Source organism: Nitrobacter sp. CN101, from assembly GCF_055390255.1.
Genome location: NZ_AP038833.1, coordinates 3,215,582 through 3,232,847, shown reverse-complemented (window position 1 = coordinate 3,232,847; position 17,266 = coordinate 3,215,582). Strand labels below are relative to the sequence as shown.

Genomic DNA, 17,266 nt, shown 5'->3' with positions numbered 1-17,266 from the left:
GGGATTGTGATTTGATTTGAGGTATTTTCTTCACGCGAACCGGTATCCCGTTGTCTCGAAAGTCCTCTGGCCTTCTGCAACGCATCCTTAAGACCGTCTCTGATATGACACGCTACGGGCTTTCCGGTGCCCGCGCGATCGTTCGCGCGAAGATGTGCGTGCATGGACCAGACCTCGATTGAACGGCTGAAGGACTATCTCGCGCAGCTTCCGCCGAAATCGCAGGCGTTGCTTATGCGAGAGTTCGAGCGCGCGGCGGAGCGCGGCGAAGATGCCGCGGTCGCCAACCTTGTACTCGATCAGCTGCGCCGGATCGTCCGCAGATCGGGTGATGGCGAGCAGCGGAGTGAAGACCCGGCTCAACATCTGTTCCGTCATCTGAATCCGTTTCTTGTGGAGGACGGCGTCGTGTTACGCCCCGGGCAGATCCGGCGCACCTCGCTCATGCCGGTCTGGCAGTGGCTGGGGCGCGAGGGTGCACCGGCTGCCGCGCGCGCGTTCGAGGCTGCGTTGGCGACTCAGATTGGATCGACATCCGATATCGAGGTGGCCGCGCGGACTTTTCAGCTGGCCGCGGCAGCCGCGATCCAGCGGACCCTCACGGATCGTTCCGATATGGATCGCCAGCGCGCACTTGGCCGCATCGGAGCCCCCAGCGTCGTTGAAGATCTGGCCGCAATCGGAGCGGTTCTGAACGCGCGCGATGCCCTCGACACCCTGAATAGCCGGCTGCCGAGTTTTCTGCACATCTTCGGCGAGTCGCAGATCGCCTCCGTGATGACGGCGCTCAATGTTCCTTCCCTGCAAACGCCGCTGGCCTTGCCGTTTGCATTGTCGCTGGTGATGCAGCGATTGTCCGCATCGTGGCAGATCATCCGCCTGGCGGTCCGGGTAGCGGGTTCGGACGACGAGATACGAGTGGCGGCGACGTCTTATGGCGTAGCGGTCAAGATGGCGCTCGACGATCTGTCGCAGACGTCCGTAGGCTTGCGGACCGATATCCGGCGCGGCCGGTTCGAGAATGTCTCCCAACACTTGAAGACCTTGCACGATGGCGTTCGCGGGCTGCGGACCGAACTCGATATCCGCGCCGATTCAAACTGGGGTCGTCAACTCGCGGCGATCAGGGTCAATATTTCCGAGGTTCTGCAATCGGAAATCGAGGGAGTCTCCGGCCGCGTGCGGCGTCTGCTGCGTCAGCGGCCCGACAAGGACATTCCATCCGGTGCGCAGCTCGACCCGATCGAGGTCGAGGAAACCGCCGCGTTGATCGATTTCGTAGCGGTGTGCCGGAACTACGCCAGCGAACTGGCTATCAACGAAGTCACGATGCGGACCTATTCGGATTTGCAGCATTACGTCGAGCGGACCGCCGAAACCCTGGTCGAATCGCTGCGCAACGGTGATGAGCGTGTCCGCGCGTTCCGCCAGCAACAGGTCAAGGTGGTGATCCGCTTCTGCGAGGTTCTGTTTGGTCAAGACTATTCGTCGCTGATGAGCCGGGCGGCAGAACAAGCGCTTACGGTCGAACGCAAATCATCGCGGGCGGGGTGAGCAGGCAGGGGCGTTTCTGAATAAACTCTATCAAATCATGCGGTTGTGGATGTTTGCCGCCGATTGTGCCGCAATTGTCAATTGCGTCCTTTTCCCAGTCGTGATGTAACCCGGCCATCGGATCGGCCGTTTCCGTCGCCGGTCCACCGGAACCCTGATGAGATGACGTTGTGGTTTGTGTTCGCGCTGATGACCGCCGGAGCGGCTTTTGCGGTGCTGTGGCCCCTCGGCCGATCGAGCAAGCGGCGAACCTCGGGTGGCAGCGAGACCACAGTTTACCGCGACCAGCTGGCAGAGGTCGGACGTGATGCCGCCGCGGGCCTGATCGGCGAGCCAGAGGCGGCTGCGGCGCGAGTCGAGATCGGACGGCGGCTCCTGGAGGCGGCTGATGCGGAAAGCCATCAGCCCCAAGAGTCGAAACTCTGGCTGCGTCGTGCGGTGGCGGTCGTAGCGCTGGCCGGGATACCGTTGCTGGCGTTCGTGATCTACCTTCCCCTGGGATCGCCCCAACTGCCCGATTTCCCCCTTGCGGCGCGCATTCAGACGGCCGATTCATCGCAATCCCTCGACAACCTCGTGGCGCAGGTCGAATCGCACCTGGAAAAGAATCCCGCTGACGGCCGGGGCTGGACCGTTTTGGCGCCGGTGCTCGCAAAACTCGGTCGCTTCGATGAGGCGGCGCGCGCCTATCGCAACGTGATCACGTACGAGGGCGAAACCGCGCAACGCCGCGCCGAACTCGGCGCAGCGATGACCGGGGCCGCCAATGGCATCGTCACCGCCGACGCGAAAAACGAGTTCGAGCGAGCGGTCGCGCTGAATCCCCAGGAGGTGAAGGCGCGCTTTTTCCTCGGAATGGCCGCGGAGCAGGACGGCCGCACGACCGACGCGGTCAAGATATGGAAGGCCCTGTTGGCCGATGCGCCGGGGGATGCGCAGTGGCGTGCGACCGTACAGGAGGCGCTGGCGCAGGTCGGGGAGGGCGCGCCTCGTCCGACGGACGAAGCGGTGGCCGCGGCGAGCGACATGAATGAAACGGATCGCACCGCAATGATTCACAGGATGGTCGACCGGCTTGCTGCCCGCCTGAAGCAGGACAGCAATGATGTTGAAGGATGGTTGCGGCTGGCTCGCGCCTATATGGTGCTCAATGAGCCGGAGAAGTCGCGCGCCGTGCGCGATGACGCGCGCCGCGCGCTCGGGCAGAATGAAGCAGGTTTGCGCCAGCTCAACGAAGGGTTCAAGGCGCTCGGGATAGATGGATGATCGAGGTATTTGCTTTGCGCGCAGGTGAAACATGACTCGCAAGCAGCGGCGCTTGACGATGATCGGCGGATCTCTCGTGGTGCTCGGTATCGCAGCCGCGCTGGTGCTGAATGCACTGCGCGACTCCATTGTGTTTTTTTCGACGCCGATGATGGTGTCGGAGAAACACATTCAGCCGGGGCAACGCTTCCGGCTGGGCGGACTGGTGCAGACTGGCTCGTTGGTCCGCGGTGACAATCTCGCAGTGACATTCCAGGTGTCTGACGGAAGCGCGACTCTCCCGGTGACCTACAAGGGCATTCTACCCGATCTGTTCCGCGAAGGGCAGGGTGTGGTCGCCGAGGGGGCGCTCGATAGGTCGGGTGTGTTCCAGGCCGACACCGTGCTGGCTAAGCACGACGAGACCTACATGCCGAAGGAGGTCGCCGATGCCTTGAAGAAGCAGGGGCATTGGAAGGACGATTATGGCGCACAGGCCGGAGCTGTTGAGGCTTCGGGTAAGCCGGAGGTGTCGCAATGATCGCCGAGGTCGGACATTACGCGCTGGTGCTGGCGCTCGGGCTCGCCTTGATACAATCCGTGGTTCCGATTATCGGTGCGAGACTGCGCGACGGCGCGTTGATGAACGTGGCGCGCTCGACCGCGCTTGCGCAATTGCTGTTTGTCGCTGCTTCGTTTTTTGCGCTGGCGACACTGTATGTCGTTTCCGATTTCTCGGTCGTCAATGTCTTCCAGAATTCCCATTCGCTGAAGCCTTTGATCTACAAGATCACCGGCGTCTGGGGCAATCACGAAGGCTCCATGCTTTTGTGGGTGACGATCCTCGCGCTGTTCGGCGGACTGGTCGCCGTGTTCGGCAATAATCTCCCGCTGACGCTGCGCGCCCATGTGTTGGCGGTGCAGGGCTGGATTGCGACCGCGTTCTACCTGTTCATCCTGTTGACATCGAACCCGTTCATGCGGATCGCCAACCCGCCGATGGAAGGCCGCGATCTCAATCCGGTGTTGCAGGATATCGGGCTCGCGGTGCATCCGCCGATGCTGTATCTCGGCTATGTCGGATTCTCCATCGCGTTTTCCTTCGCCGTCGCCGCCCTGATCGAAGGCCGCATCGATGCAGCCTGGGCGCGTTGGGTGCGGCCATGGACGCTGGTGGCGTGGATTTTCCTTACCCTCGGGATCGCGATGGGGTCGTACTGGGCCTACTACGAACTTGGCTGGGGCGGCTGGTGGTTCTGGGATCCGGTCGAGAACGCCTCGCTCATGCCGTGGTTGGCGGGTACGGCGCTGCTGCATTCTTCGGTGGTGATGGAAAAGCGCAACGCGCTCCGGGTATGGACCATCCTGCTCGCGATCCTGACCTTCTCGCTATCGCTGCTCGGCACCTTCCTGGTGCGCTCGGGCGTGCTGACGTCGGTCCACGCCTTCGCCACCGACCCGACGCGCGGCGTCTTCATCTTGCTGATCCTCTGCACCTTCATCGGCGGCAGCCTGACCCTGTACGTCTGGCGTGCCTCCGCGTTGAAGCAGGGCGGACTGTTCGCGCCGATCTCGCGCGAGGGTGCGCTCGTGCTCAACAACCTGTTCCTGACCACCGCCTGCGCCACGGTTTTCATCGGCACGCTATATCCGCTTGCGCTCGAGGTCATCACCGGCAACAGGATTTCGGTCGGCGCGCCGTTCTTCAACCTGACGTTCGCACCCTTGTTCGTTCCGCTCCTGATCGCGGTGCCGTTCGGGCCGCTGCTGGCGTGGAAGCGGGGTGATCTGCTCGGCGCTTCGCAACGGCTGATCGCCGCCGGCGTCGGTAGCGTCATCGCGGTGGCCGTGCTGATGGCGTGGACATGGGGCGGCAGTACATTTGCGCCGCTGGCGATCGGGCTGGCGGTGTTCGTGATTCTCGGGGCCCTTTGCGATCTCGCCGAGCGCACCAACCTGTTCCGTGCGTCGCTGGCGGTGTCCTTGCGCCGGGCGAAGGGGCTGCCGCGCTCGGCCTGGGGTACGGTCTTCGCCCATGCCGGCCTCGGAGTGGCCTTGATCGGCATCGTTTGCGAAACCACCTGGAACACTGAATACATCGCCTCGATGAAGACGAACGATGTGGCGCAGGTCGGTGGCTACAGTCTGACGTTCGAGGGTACGACGCAGCAGCAGCGATCCAACTATCGTGAACAGATCGCGCGCTTTACCGTCAGTCGAGACGGCCAGCCGATCGCGGTGATGACGCCGTCGAAGCGTAACTTCACGACGCGCCCGGCTTCGACTACGGAAGCGTCGCTGCTGACGCGGGGTGTGAGCCAGCTCTACATCTCGCTCGGTGATGCCTCCGCCGATGGATCGATCGCGGTGCGCATCTACCACAAACCGATGGTGCTGTTGATCTGGTTTGGGCCGGTTCTGATGGCTTTTGGCGGCGTGCTATCGCTGTCAGACCGCCGTTTACGGGTCGGGGCGCCGAAACCGGCGAAGTCTGGCCACGCCCTCCAGCCGGCGGAGTAAGGCCGCCATGCATGAACTCGTGCAAGCATTATCATCGCTACGCAGACGGTTCATTGCACCGAGCAGGTTCCTGCCTGTTTTCGGCGCCGCTTTTTGTTTTGTGCTCGTGGTGGTGTCTTCCGCTCATGCGGTGCAGCCTGACGAGATTATGTCCGACCCCGCACAGGAATCGCGCGCACGCGACCTGTCGCGCGTGTTGCGCTGCATGGTGTGCCAGAATCAGTCGATCGACGATTCTTCGGCGCCGCTGGCCCGAGATCTCCGTCTGCTGGTGCGCGAGCGCATCGCCGCTGGCGACAGCGATCAGCAGGTGCTGAATTTTCTGGTGGACCGTTATGGCGACTTCGTCCTGCTGAAGCCGCCTTTCGAGACGAGCACGCTGCCGCTTTGGCTTCTGACGCCCATCCTTCTGGTCGGCGGCGGACTGGTGCTTTGGGGATACAGCCGGCGGCGGTCGAAAGCGATAAAGGCGGCCCAGGATACGCCGCCGCGATTGAGCGAGGAAGAAGAGGTCCGGCTCGCGAAGCTAATGGCGACGGAACGCCCTGCGGGTAAGAAGTCCAAGACTTGAGTCGACTTCAATCCCGTCTGCGTTGACATGATCGCACCCTAAACCGGCTTACGATTTTTTCGGATCGTGCTCCAGTGAGCGGTTTTTGGCTTTGTGCCCCGGACCGCGACGGTTAACGACCCAGTCAGCTCACAGCGGCTCCGAGCAAAGTGTCAAAGGGTTCGCGAGAAAAAGCGGAGAACTCACTTCAATTCCATCTGAAGCGGAAACTCTTTGATGTGCGCCAAACCGCCGCACGAGGGCACTTGCTGTTGTTACGAAACATTAATTTCACGGCCAGCGTGCCGTAAGGTGCAAATACCCATCTTCAGGGACATGAAGTGCTGGTTTTCAGCACCTATATCAAATCTGTCTCTGGAGATTTTCGCATGATCGACTTGCCGACCTCTCAGTTAAACCCCGCTCGTTCTGGAGTCGCCGCGCGCAAGTTCGCGTTGATGGCGTCGGTCGTCGCGGGCGTCGGCGTAGCCGTATACGGGTTTAACCCTTCCGCAGACAAAGCCGAGTTCTTCACCAGTCCCGCCCATGCGCAGGTGAACACCGACGTTAGCAAGGTCGCGCAGCCTATCGGCTTTGCCGACATCGTCGAGCGCGTGAAACCGTCGGTGATTTCGGTCAAGATCCGTATGAAGGAGAAGGCGGAAGCCGGCGGCGAGGAATGGTCGTTCCAGCCGGGTTCGCCGATGGAACGTTTTTTCCGCCACTTTGGCGGACCGGATGGTTTGCCTCCAGGAATGCGTGGCCGGCGTGGCCATGGCCTCGTGACGGGGCAGGGCTCCGGCTTCTTCATTTCGGCTGACGGGTATGCGGTAACCAACAACCATGTGGTCGACGGCGCCGACAAGGTCGAAGTCACGACAGACGAAGGCAAGACCTTCACCGCCAAGGTGATAGGGACCGATCCGCGCACAGACATTGCTCTGATCAAAATCGAGGGCGGCTCTAATTTCCCGTTTGCAAAACTGTCGGACGACAAGGTGCGGATTGGCGATTGGGTTCTCGCGGTCGGTAACCCGTTCGGTCTTGGTGGCTCGGTGACGGCCGGTATCGTATCGGCCAGCGGCCGTGACATCGGCACCGGCCCCTATGACGACTTCATTCAGATCGACGCCCCGGTCAATAAGGGCAACTCCGGCGGCCCGGCTTTCAACATGAAGGGCGATGTCATCGGCGTGAATACCGCGATCTATTCGCCGTCCGGCGGCAGCGTCGGCATTGCGTTTTCGATTCCCGCAAACACGGTGAAGAGCGTCGTCGCTCAGCTTAAGGACAAGGGCTCGGTGAGCCGCGGATGGATCGGCGTCCAGATCCAGCCGGTGACGTCCGACATCGCCGATAGCCTCGGTCTCAAGAAAGCGGAAGGCGCGCTGGTGGCGGAGCCGCAGCCCAACGGCCCGGCGGCCAAGGCGGGTATCCAATCCGGCGACGTGATCACCGCCGTCAACGGTGACCATGTCAGGGATGCGCGCGAACTGGCGCGAACCATCGGCAGCTTCGCACCGGGAACGTCGATCAAGCTGAATATCCTGCACAAGGGCACGGACAAAGTCGTCAATCTGACGCTTGGCACCCTGCCCAACACTGTGGAAGCCCGGGCTGATCTCTATGGTGATCGTGACTCATCGCACGACAGCGACGTTCCGAGGCTTGGCTTGAGCGTTGCGCCGGCGGCGTCAGTGGCGGGTGCTGGAACGGAGGGTGTTGTTGTCGTCGACGTGGATCCAAAAGGCGCTGCGGCCGATCGCGGGTTCAAGGAAGGCGACGTGATTTTGGAGGTTGCGGGAAAGAGTGTGTCCAACTCGGCCGACGTACGCGAGGCAATCAAAGCGGCACGCGCGGACGAGAAGAACAGCGTTCTGATGCGGGTTCGCACTGGCAGCACGGCGCGATTCATCGCGATACCGATCGCGAAGGGTTAAGCCTGATGCCGAAAAGTGAATCTGGTTTTTGAATAGGGTTATGCCCGATCGATAAGGCTCAGTCTGGTTCAGCGCAGTTCAATCAGACTTGAAGTACGAGCCTTGCAGGAGATGGGAAGCGTCGTCGGCATCAGTCGCCCCCCGCCGACGGCACTTTCCGGGGGACGGGTCAAAAGCCCGTTCCCTTGAGTTACCTTCCGATGGGAAAAGCCCCCCTCCGTCGGAAGGACTAGGGCGGTGAAGTTGCCCCAAGCTTCACCGCCCGTTTTTTGCGTGGTGGGGTCTGGGTCTTGCAGTCTTGCGCGCGGGGCATGAGCACGCCATGGTGATGGAAAGACAATACCTCTTGGACAATTCCAGTAGCCAGATGCGCCTGCTGATCATCGAGGACGATCGCGAGTCCGCAGACTACCTCGTGAAGGCGTTTCGCGAGGTCGGACATGTCGCGGATATCGCCAGCGATGGTGAGGAGGGGCTCTCCCTTGCCGACGGTGGGGATTACGACGTGCTGGTGATCGACCGGATGCTGCCCAAGCGCGACGGGCTTTCCGTGATCGGTTGCCTGCGCGACAAGGGTATCCGGACTCCGGTGCTCATCCTCTCTGCGCTTGGCCAGGTTGACGATCGTATCAAGGGCTTGCGCGCTGGTGGCGACGACTATTTGCCGAAACCCTATTCATTTGCCGAGTTGCTGGCGCGGGTGGAGGTTCTGTCGCGCCGTCATGGCGGCCGGGCTGAGGAGACCGTCTATCGCGTCGGCGATCTCGAACTCGACCGGCTGTCGCATCGCGTCGCGCGGGGTGGGGAGGAACTGACGCTGCAGCCGCGTGAATTTCGTCTCCTGGAGTATCTTATGAAACATGCGGGCCAGGTCGTGACCAGAACCATGTTGCTCGAGAACGTTTGGGATTATCATTTCGATCCGCAGACCAACGTTATCGACGTGCATGTTTCGCGGCTGCGCTCCAAGATCGACAAAGGCTTCGAGCAGCCTTTGCTGCACACGATCCGAGGCGCTGGATACATGATACGCGACAGTGTTCACTCATCCCGAGCTTGAAATCATCGACAACCGTAACAGCGTTTCGATCAACGGACGGCAGTAACCCTATGGTCCAAGAGTGACGATCCGTGACGGCGTTCGGTAAGCTGTTCCGTACCACGGCGTTCCGGCTGACGTTGGTCTATCTGCTGTTGTTCGCGCTGTTTGCTGCCTCTCTTCTCGGGTACTTCGCCTGGAATACCCGACGCCTGATCACCGATCAAATCGCCACGACAGTCAGCGAGGAAATCGACCTGCTCACGGGCGTGTTCAACCGCCGTGGCTTGCGCGGATTGATCGGCGCTATCGAAAATCGGGCGCTGCGGCCGGGCTCCAATCTTTATCTGGTGACGACGCCGGCAGGACTGGCGGTCGCGGGCAATGTCGGATCGCTTCAGTCAGGCGTGATGGAGACCACTGGCTGGGCCGAAACCGCCTATCGCCGGTTGGACGAACAGGACCAGGCCCATCACCACGCGCTGGTGCGCGTGACCGAACTGTCGAACCGTTTCCGCCTGCTGATCGGCCGCGACCTGGAGGAGCGTCATCGCATTTTCGGCGTGGTTGCCTCCGCCGCGCAATGGTCGTTGCTGATCGTCGTGGTTCTCGGCCTTTGCGGCGGCATCTTCGTGGCGAGGCGGGTGCTGCACCGGATCGACGCTATGACCGGGACCACGAAGCGCATTATGGCCGGCGACCTGAGCGGCCGGCTTCCGGTCGGTCGTAGCGGCGACGAACTGGACCGGCTGGCGGAAAACCTCAATGCGATGCTCGAACGCATCGAAGCGCTGATGAATGGATTGAGGGAGGTGTCCGACAATATCGCCCACGATCTCAAGACGCCGCTCACGCGGCTACGCAATCGCGCCGAGGAAGCGCTCGCCAGGTCCGGCAATGAAAGCGATTATCGCGCGGCATTGGAACAGACTATCGAGGAATCCGATGGTTTGATCCGCACCTTCAATGCGCTTTTGATGATCGCCCGGGCGGAATCTGGGCATGCGCGCGACAACATGGCCGATTTCGATGCGGCAGTGGTCACGCAGGGAATTCACGAACTCTACGAGCCGCTAGCCGAAGACAACGGGCTGAAACTCCGCGTTCAGACCGAGTTTGCGCCGCTGCATGGCAATCGCGAACTGATTGGCCAGGCGCTCGCAAACCTCGTCGAAAACGCGATCAAGTACGGGCAGCCGGCCCAGGCTGCTCAGCCGCTCGGCGCGGATGAGGCCGCGGCCGGCGGCACGATACTGATCGAAGCTCGCCATGACCGCGATCGGATTATTCTCGCCGTGACCGACCATGGCTGCGGAATTCCCGAAGCCGACCGCAAGCACGCGGTCGAACGGTTTGTACGGCTCGAGACCAGCCGGACCCTGGCGGGATCCGGGCTCGGTCTGAGCCTGACGTCGGCGGTAGCCAAGCTGCACGGCGGCGATCTCACGCTCGACGATGCGCAGCCGGGTCTGCGCGCCACGCTGTCGCTCCCCGCGCGAAGCACCTCAGGGCTTGCAGCCCCGACGGTGGACGTGCAACAGATTGATGCATGATTTCATCCGTTAAGGGCGACGCGGACGCGGCCTGTCTGGCGGCGCGTCTTGCGGACGGACCAAAACTGTTCGCGCCTATCGAGACCGAACGCCGGCTGGAAGATTGGCTGTCCGATCTGACACCGCAGCAATCGGGCGAGATCAGGACGCTGGCCGGTACATTTCCGCAGGTCAAAGCCATCCTGCTCGGCATCGCGGAGTCCTCGCCCTATCTTTTTGATCTGGTGTGCTCCGATTCCGACCGGATACTTCGTCTGTTACAAGGCGATCCCGAAGGCCGTCTCGGGCGGCTGATCGCCAAGATTTGGGAAGCAGCGGAGGCTGCCGATGAAGCCGAAGCCATGCGGCGGCTTCGGGCGGTCAAGGCGGAGGCCGCGCTGTTGATTGCGTTGTGCGACATCGGCGGGGTCTGGCCGGTGATGCAGATCACGGCGGGATTAACCGACATTGCCGTCGCCGCGGTCCAGAGCGCGTTGCGATTCCTGTTGCGGCAAGAGACGGGGCGCGGCCGCTTGAACCCTCCTGATATCGACCATCCAGAAGGCGGTAGCGGCCTGGTGGTGCTCGCAATGGGCAAGATGGGCGCCGGCGAGCTCAACTATTCCAGCGACATCGATCTGATCGTGTTTTTCGATCTTGCGGCTCCGACGCTCGCGAGCGGGATTGAGCCGCAGCCTTTCTTCGTGCGCCTGACGCAGGGACTTGCGCGCCTGCTGCAGCAAAGGACCGGTGAGGGTTATGTTTTCCGGGTCGATCTGCGCCTGCGGCCGGATCCCGCGTCAACGCAGGTCGCCGTCTCGACCGCCGCCGCGCTCGACTACTACGAGCGGGAAGGACGGACCTGGGAGCGTGCCGCCATGATCAAAGCGCGGCCCTGCGCTGGCGACCAGAAGGCTGGCGAGATCTTGATCGCGGAGATATCGCCCTTTGTCTGGCGCAAGCATCTCGATTTCGCGGCTCTTGCCGAAGTTCACGACATGAAACGGCAGATGCAGACCTTCCGAGGGCAAAGCGAGATCGCGGTCGAAGGCCATAATGTCAAGATCGGACGCGGCGGTATCCGCGAGATCGAGTTCTTCGCGCAGACGCAGCAGTTGGTGGCAGGCGGGCGGCACCCCGAGTTACGGGTGCGTCCCACGCTCGATGCGCTGAATATTCTCGCCTCAAGCGACTGGATCACCCATCAGGCCCGGGATGAACTGACCGCCGCATATCTGTTTCTGCGAAGGGTCGAGCACCGCATCCAGATGGTCGCCGACGAGCAGACCCACGCTCTGCCCGCGGACACCGAGGCGATGGAGCGGTTCGCTCGCTTCCTGGGGTTTGAGGATCGGGCGAGTTTTGCCGCAGAGCTGCTGGCGCACCTGGATTGCGTGCAAGGGCACTACAGCCGGTTGTTCGAGGGCGACCCCGCGGGTGCGGCAAAGCTCCCGGTCGCGGATTACAGGTCCGGACCCGACGACCCGCGACTTCTCGATCATCTGACGAAGCTCGGCTTTAAGCAGCCGAGAATGGTTGCCGACACCATCCAGCAATGGATGGCAGGCGGATATCGAGTCCTCAAGGCCGAGGCGACGCGTATCGCGTTTGAAGCATTTGTGCCGACGCTGATCGACGGTTTGGCCCGTGCCGAGGAGCCGGATAGCGCCGTGGTCACGTTTGATCGTTTCCTGCAAGCGCTGCAGCGCGGCGGTCGGCTGATATCGCTGCTGAGCCAGAACAGGGATCTCGTCGCGCTGGTTGCACTTGTGCTCGGTGCGGCGCCACGTCTCGCTGACATGCTGGCTCGACGGCCCCAGATCATGGACGGGCTGATTGATCCTCGCTTTTTCGGCGCCATGCCGGATCGGCTTGAGTTGTCCACGCGGCTCTCGGCCACGCTCCAGGACGCGGATTCCTACGAGGAATTTCTCGACCGGATACGGCTGTTCGGCCAGGAAAGCCTTTTTCTAATCGGCACCCGCATCCTGTCCGGCACCGTATCTGCGCGGCAGGCGGGACATGTGTTCGCCGATGTTGCCGAGGGTATCGTTGATACCGTGCATGGGCTGGTGAATCACCAGTTCGTAAATCAATACGGCCAGATCTCCAGGCAGGAGACTGCGATTGTTGCGATGGGCAAGCTTGGCGGTCGTGAAATGACTGCATCGTCCGATCTCGATCTCATCCTGCTGTATGATTTCGATTCGGATCATCCGGATTCCGACGGGGCGCGGCCGCTGCAGGGCGCGCAATACTTCGCGCGCTTCACCCAGCGTCTTATCAGTGCATTCACCACGCGAACGAACTACGGCGTTCTTTACGAGGTCGATATGCGGCTGCGCCCGTCAGGGCGTTCCGGTCCCGTCGCCTCGCATATCGATTCATTTGCCGAATACCAGGAGCATGAAGCGTGGACCTGGGAACACATGGCGCTGACGCGGGCGCGCGTGATTTCGTCGTCACCCGACTTTTGTGAGCGGATCGAGCGAGTTATTCGCGATATCCTGATGCGACCGCGCGACGCCCGTCTTATCGCCAGCGATGTCGCGGAGATGCGCCGCGCGATCGCGCTGGAAAAAGGCGAGGACGATATATGGGACCTGAAAAATGCCGCTGGAGGCATGGTCGATATTGATTTCATCGCGCAGTATCTTCAACTCGTCCACGCTGCGGACATGCCGGACATTCTCAACGTCGATACCCAGCAGGCCCTTGATAACGCGCAGCGGCTTGGCGTGCTGTCGCTGCCGGATGCGGAAATCCTGCGGCCAGCAGCGCGGCTCTATCACGACCTGACCCAAATCCTGCGGCTCTGTGTTAGCGACAAATTCAAGCCGGAAACGGCAGGCGATGATTTGTTGCCGGTGCTGGCGCGAGCGGGGGACGCTCCCGATTTTTCGGCGCTCGAGGCGCGCGTTCGCGATACTCAGGCAGATGTGCGTGCCGTATTTCTCAGATTGTTAGAAGGGAAGACTTGATCTGCGCTCAGGCTGCCGTTCGCTCTTGGCAGTGACGGGGCAGGGTGACGCGAACTACGGTCCCCGCACCGGGTTTCGAGCGAAGCCGCATCGAGCCACTGTGCAGGTTGACCAGCGACTTGGCTATAGCAAGGCCAAGGCCAGATCCCGCATGGATTTTGGTCAATTGGCTTTCGACCTGCTCGAACGGTTTGCCAAGTTTGCGGAGCGCGTGTGATGCGATGCCGATTCCGGTGTCGGCAATCGTCAGAGTTATAGAATTCTCGAATATCTTGCTTCGCGCCACGACTCGCCCGCCGTCCGGCGTGAATTTGACTGCGTTGGAAAGCAGATTGACGATGATCTGCTTGACCGCGCGACGATCAGCTTGGATGGAGATGTCATCATCGCTTCTGACGTCGAAGGTTAGGCCCTTGTCGCTGGTGCGGCCCGAGACGACCCGCAACGATTCGTCGAGCACCCGGGTGAGATCGAGCGCCTCCAGGTCAAGATTCATCCGGCCGGCTTCAATCTTGGACATATCCAGGACGTCATTGATGACCTCAAGGAGATATTGGCCGCTAGCCAGAATGTCGCGGCAGTATTCGCTGTACTTCTTCGAGCCGAGGGTTCCGAACATGCCGTTGCTCATGATCTCGGAGAACCCGATAATGGCATTAAGCGGCGTTCGCAGTTCGTGGCTCATATTAGCGAGGAATTTTGATTTCGCCCGATTGGCGTCTTCGGCACGATTTTTCTCGTCAGCGTATTTCTGTGCCAGGTCCGCGAGTTCGATGGCTTGTTGCTCAAGCGTTGCCTGCGTTCGTTTAAGATCGATAACGGTCGCCCGCAGCCGGAGGTCGTTTTCGACAAGCTTTTGCTCATGCTCCTTGATGCGGGTGATGTCCGTTCCAACCGACACATAGCCGCCGTCCTTGGTGCGGCGCTCGCTGATGTGAAGCCAATTACCGTCTGCGAGCTGCGCATCAAAGGTATGCGCCTCCAATATCACCGTCCCGGTTTCAGATTGCCGCGCCCTGATTTCGGGCATGCGGCCGACCTCGACCACGGTCTCGTAGGGTGTACCGACCACGACTGCGCTGTCTGGAAGCTTGTGGAGCCGCTGGAAGTGAGAGTTACAAAGTACCAGGCGGTCGTCTGCATCCCACAGCACAAAGGCCTCAGGAATGGATTCAATCGCGTCCCGCAGCCGCAGATCGGCTTCGACCGATCTTTCCGCCAGGCTCTTCTGTTCCGTGATATCGACGGCAATCCCGATCAGATGAGCGCCGCCGCTCGCATTGCGACTGAGTTCGCAACGGACGCGTAACCAGATCCAGTGTCCGCTGTTATGCCGCATCCGGAAACTTTGATCGATATGATCGATCTTTCCCGAGATGAGCTGGTCCGCTATTTCGAACAGGTCGATGTCTTCGGGATTCATCAGTGAGGTCACCTCGCCGAAGGTGAGTAGGTCGCTGCGACTTTCCAGTCCGAGCAAGATGAACATCGATTGCGACCAGAAGATCCGGCCGCGCGACAAATCCCAATCCCAAAGTCCGCATCGGCCGCGATTGAGCGCGGTATCGATGCGACCACGGACCGCATCATTGATCAGATCACCTTCGCGGGCTCTGGTAGATTGCCAGTGAAAGGCAAAGCCCAAAATCAGGACAACAAACCCGGTCGTGGCCGACAGGGTGATCGACAACGCGGTGTCCGGGCGCCACACTGTGTCGGCTTCCTGAACGACGGTGACCTGGCCCAGCAATGATCTGACGACTCGCTGAACCGCAAGCGCGCTGCTGCCATCCAGCAGGACGATGTCGGCGACGCTCGCGGGCGACGTGCCGCGCAAGGCCGGCGATTGTGTGATGCTGATGAGTTCGAATATCCGGTCACTTTCGCCGGCTTCGGCCCCGATCGGCACCCGCGCGAGAACGCGTTGATCGGCGCCGGTGACGATGACGTGGCGGCCGGCGGCAACGCCCCACGATGGAATGAGCTTTGGCAAAAGGTTTTGGAAGCGCTCGATAGAGGCGGGGCGCTTTTGATCGACGACGCCGGCATGCTCAAGCTGTTCTGCCAGAAGATCGGCAAGTGCCAGCAGATCATGTTTCGTCATTATCTGCTTTTGCCGCGTCTGATCGATGACTTGCACCAGCGCGCCAACGCATATCGTCACAAGGAAAGCGATAATCAGGGCTGGGACGGCACGTCGAAGCAAAGGCTCGGCGGTCAGCAGTCTACGATAGGCAGGTTTTGCGATCGATTGCGCCAATCCTTTGATCGAATCGGATTGAGCGCAAGCGCTCGCCGCCTGAGCGCGCGCCATGCCTTTAGCCCCCGTGTGAATTTTTCCGCACATCGGAGTAATTTCTGACTTCTCCGAATCACTCCGATTTGAATCCACTTTTTTGAATCTGTCGAGAGTCAACGATTCGTTAACGCGAGAAAATTTGTCCAACAGAGAAATTCAGTACCTAGCTGCCGCCGCCGGTTGAGTCCGAAACAGGAACGTGGGGGCGGCGAGGACTTTCAGCTTTCGCGCGGTGGCTCCGCGTGGCTGATGACGCGCTTAACGCTTGGGAACGCGCGGCGCAGAGCCCGTTCGATCTCATCGACGCTTTCGTGCACCTTGGCGACACTCATCGACGGCGCGGCGCGGCAATGGAAGTTGACGATTTCGCCGGCTTCGGTGTCTCTGACTCGCACGTTGTGAATGTCGTGGATCGCCCCGCCCGCGGCGAAACCGGACAAGGCTGTCCGGATGGCGTGGATACGCGTGGGGACAGCATCGGTCCCGAGCGGAAGCTCAGGCTCCAATGGCTCGATGTGCGTATCCACTTCGACATCTGCACCGAACTCGTGACGAATATCATGCTCCAGCCGATGCGCGATTGCATGGGCATCCACCAGCGGCATTTCGCCGTCGACCTCGAGGTCGATGCTGACCGTCAGCTTTTCTCCAAGGTCATGCACCGTGACGTGATGAATCGCGAGACCTGAATTGCGGGCAATCACCATGATGCGTTCGCGTACGCTTTCGTTGTCGCGAGCGACCGGTATCGCAGTAAACGTCAAATCAGCATCGCCGAGAGCGGCGGACACTGCGTTCTGCGCCTGCTGTTTGATGGCGTCGATGCGGTCGATCGGATAGGTTCGAGGGACCTCAGCGGTCACATCGACGAAATGCCGAGGACCGACCATTCGCACCCTTAGTCTCGCGATGCCGACGACATCCGGCAGCGCTCTGATCGCCGCGTCTGCTCGTTCGGCAACACCATCCGGCGCACGGTCCAGGAGGGTTTCGATGGTGGCGCGTCCGAGCCGTAAACCCAGAATGGAAATCAGGACGGCGACGCCGATCGCAGCAGTGGCGTCGCCCCACGCGTAGCCCAGTCCGGACAGCGTTAGCCCGATAATGACCGCGATGGATCCCAGGACATCGGAGGCAAAGTGCAGGGCGTCGGCCTCCAGCGCCTGACTGCGGGTGTCGAGCGCGGTTCGGTGCAGCGCACGGGCGCGCCAGGCATTGACGACAATGTCCGCGACCAGCACGACGAACGGAATGGCGGAGAGGGTCGGCGGCGGCACGCCTTCGCGCAGGTGAACGTAAGCCTGCACCACAATGCCACCGGCAAGGACATACAGCATCGCAATGACACCGAGGGCCGAGAGGCTTTCGATTTTGCCATGGCCATAATGATGTTCGGCATCGGCGGGACGGTCGGAAATCCGCACTACAATCCACGTGACGATCGTGGCGACCAGATCGATCGAACTGTGCAGCGCCTCGGAAATCAGCGCCAGACTGCCGATCGCAATGCCGACCACGAGTTTGATCGTCGCCATGCTGCCGCTGGCGATCATCGAGATGGCGGCGACTTTGGTTTTTGACTTGGAGGCAAGGCGTGACATCTGCG

At 61.1% G+C, this 17,266-nt stretch carries 11 protein-coding genes; 9 read left to right on the top strand and 2 right to left on the bottom strand.

The genetic code is table 11. The features are described 5' to 3' along the window. Window positions 1-162: 162 nt before the first annotated feature. From ACZ5IL_RS16265 to ACZ5IL_RS16225, 9 genes are all read left to right on the top strand, one after another. Entirely contained in the window at window positions 163-1,554 is a 1,392-nt protein-coding gene (locus ACZ5IL_RS16265) for a hypothetical protein (RefSeq protein WP_464593087.1), read from the top strand. Between the two features lie 162 nt (window positions 1,555-1,716). Further along, complete coding sequence (gene ccmI / locus ACZ5IL_RS16260; protein ID WP_464593085.1) at window positions 1,717-2,820, top strand: c-type cytochrome biogenesis protein CcmI; 1,104 nt, start codon at window positions 1,717-1,719, stop codon at window positions 2,818-2,820. Window positions 2,821-2,851: 31 nt separating this feature from the next. Further along, complete coding sequence (ccmE, locus tag ACZ5IL_RS16255; RefSeq protein WP_079446240.1) at window positions 2,852-3,340, top strand: cytochrome c maturation protein CcmE; 489 nt, start codon at window positions 2,852-2,854, stop codon at window positions 3,338-3,340. Then, on the top strand, window positions 3,337-5,319 hold the full coding sequence (locus ACZ5IL_RS16250) for a heme lyase CcmF/NrfE family subunit (protein WP_464593082.1): 1,983 nt from the start codon (window positions 3,337-3,339) through the stop codon (window positions 5,317-5,319). Before ccmE ends, ACZ5IL_RS16250 begins: the two co-directional genes overlap by 4 nt. A 100-nt stretch (window positions 5,320-5,419) precedes the next feature. After that, window positions 5,420-5,890, top strand: a complete 471-nt coding sequence (locus tag ACZ5IL_RS16245) for a cytochrome c-type biogenesis protein (protein ID WP_464596920.1) — start codon at window positions 5,420-5,422, stop codon at window positions 5,888-5,890. A 368-nt stretch (window positions 5,891-6,258) separates the two neighbouring features. Next, entirely contained in the window at window positions 6,259-7,809 is a 1,551-nt protein-coding gene (locus ACZ5IL_RS16240; protein WP_464593080.1) for a Do family serine endopeptidase, read from the top strand. A gap of 367 nt (window positions 7,810-8,176) precedes the next feature. Beyond that, the gene (locus ACZ5IL_RS16235; RefSeq protein ID WP_464596919.1) at window positions 8,177-8,869 is read left to right on the top strand and encodes a winged helix-turn-helix domain-containing protein; all 693 of its coding nucleotides are present in this window, start codon (window positions 8,177-8,179) and stop codon (window positions 8,867-8,869) included. A 71-nt stretch (window positions 8,870-8,940) separates the two neighbouring features. Continuing rightward, window positions 8,941-10,401: a sensor histidine kinase gene (locus ACZ5IL_RS16230; protein ID WP_464593078.1), complete on the top strand. Its 1,461-nt coding sequence runs from the start codon at window positions 8,941-8,943 to the stop codon at window positions 10,399-10,401. Then, the gene (locus tag ACZ5IL_RS16225) at window positions 10,398-13,361 is read left to right on the top strand and encodes a bifunctional [glutamine synthetase] adenylyltransferase/[glutamine synthetase]-adenylyl-L-tyrosine phosphorylase (protein WP_464593076.1); all 2,964 of its coding nucleotides are present in this window, start codon (window positions 10,398-10,400) and stop codon (window positions 13,359-13,361) included. The genes ACZ5IL_RS16230 and ACZ5IL_RS16225 overlap by 4 nt, the downstream gene beginning before the upstream one ends. Window positions 13,362-13,368: 7 nt before the next feature. Here the strand turns inward: ACZ5IL_RS16225 and ACZ5IL_RS16220 are convergent, their stop codons facing one another. Then, window positions 13,369-15,675, bottom strand: a complete 2,307-nt coding sequence (locus ACZ5IL_RS16220) for a PAS domain-containing sensor histidine kinase (RefSeq protein WP_464593074.1) — start codon at window positions 15,673-15,675, stop codon at window positions 13,369-13,371. Window positions 15,676-15,878: 203 nt separating this feature from the next. After that, window positions 15,879-17,261 (bottom strand): cation diffusion facilitator family transporter, encoded by a 1,383-nt coding sequence (locus tag ACZ5IL_RS16215; protein WP_464593072.1) that lies wholly within the window; start codon window positions 17,259-17,261, stop codon window positions 15,879-15,881. Window positions 17,262-17,266: the final 5 nt, after the last annotated feature.

Excerpts from the sequence above, each read along its gene's own strand:
- ACZ5IL_RS16265 (WP_464593087.1), top strand. The coding sequence starts at position 163 with ATGGACCAGACCTCGATTGAACGGCTGAAGGACTATCTCGCGCAGCTT.
- ccmI (WP_464593085.1), top strand. The coding sequence starts at position 1,717 with ATGACGTTGTGGTTTGTGTTCGCGCTGATGACCGCCGGAGCGGCTTTT.
- ccmE (WP_079446240.1), top strand. The coding sequence starts at position 2,852 with ATGACTCGCAAGCAGCGGCGCTTGACGATGATCGGCGGATCTCTCGTG.
- ACZ5IL_RS16250 (WP_464593082.1), top strand. The coding sequence starts at position 3,337 with ATGATCGCCGAGGTCGGACATTACGCGCTGGTGCTGGCGCTCGGGCTC.
- ACZ5IL_RS16240 (WP_464593080.1), top strand. The coding sequence starts at position 6,259 with ATGATCGACTTGCCGACCTCTCAGTTAAACCCCGCTCGTTCTGGAGTC.
- ACZ5IL_RS16235 (WP_464596919.1), top strand. The coding sequence starts at position 8,177 with ATGCGCCTGCTGATCATCGAGGACGATCGCGAGTCCGCAGACTACCTC.
- ACZ5IL_RS16225 (WP_464593076.1), top strand. The coding sequence starts at position 10,398 with ATGATTTCATCCGTTAAGGGCGACGCGGACGCGGCCTGTCTGGCGGCG.
- ACZ5IL_RS16220 (WP_464593074.1), bottom strand. The coding sequence starts at position 15,675 with ATGGCGCGCGCTCAGGCGGCGAGCGCTTGCGCTCAATCCGATTCGATC.
- ACZ5IL_RS16215 (WP_464593072.1), bottom strand. The coding sequence starts at position 17,261 with ATGTCACGCCTTGCCTCCAAGTCAAAAACCAAAGTCGCCGCCATCTCG.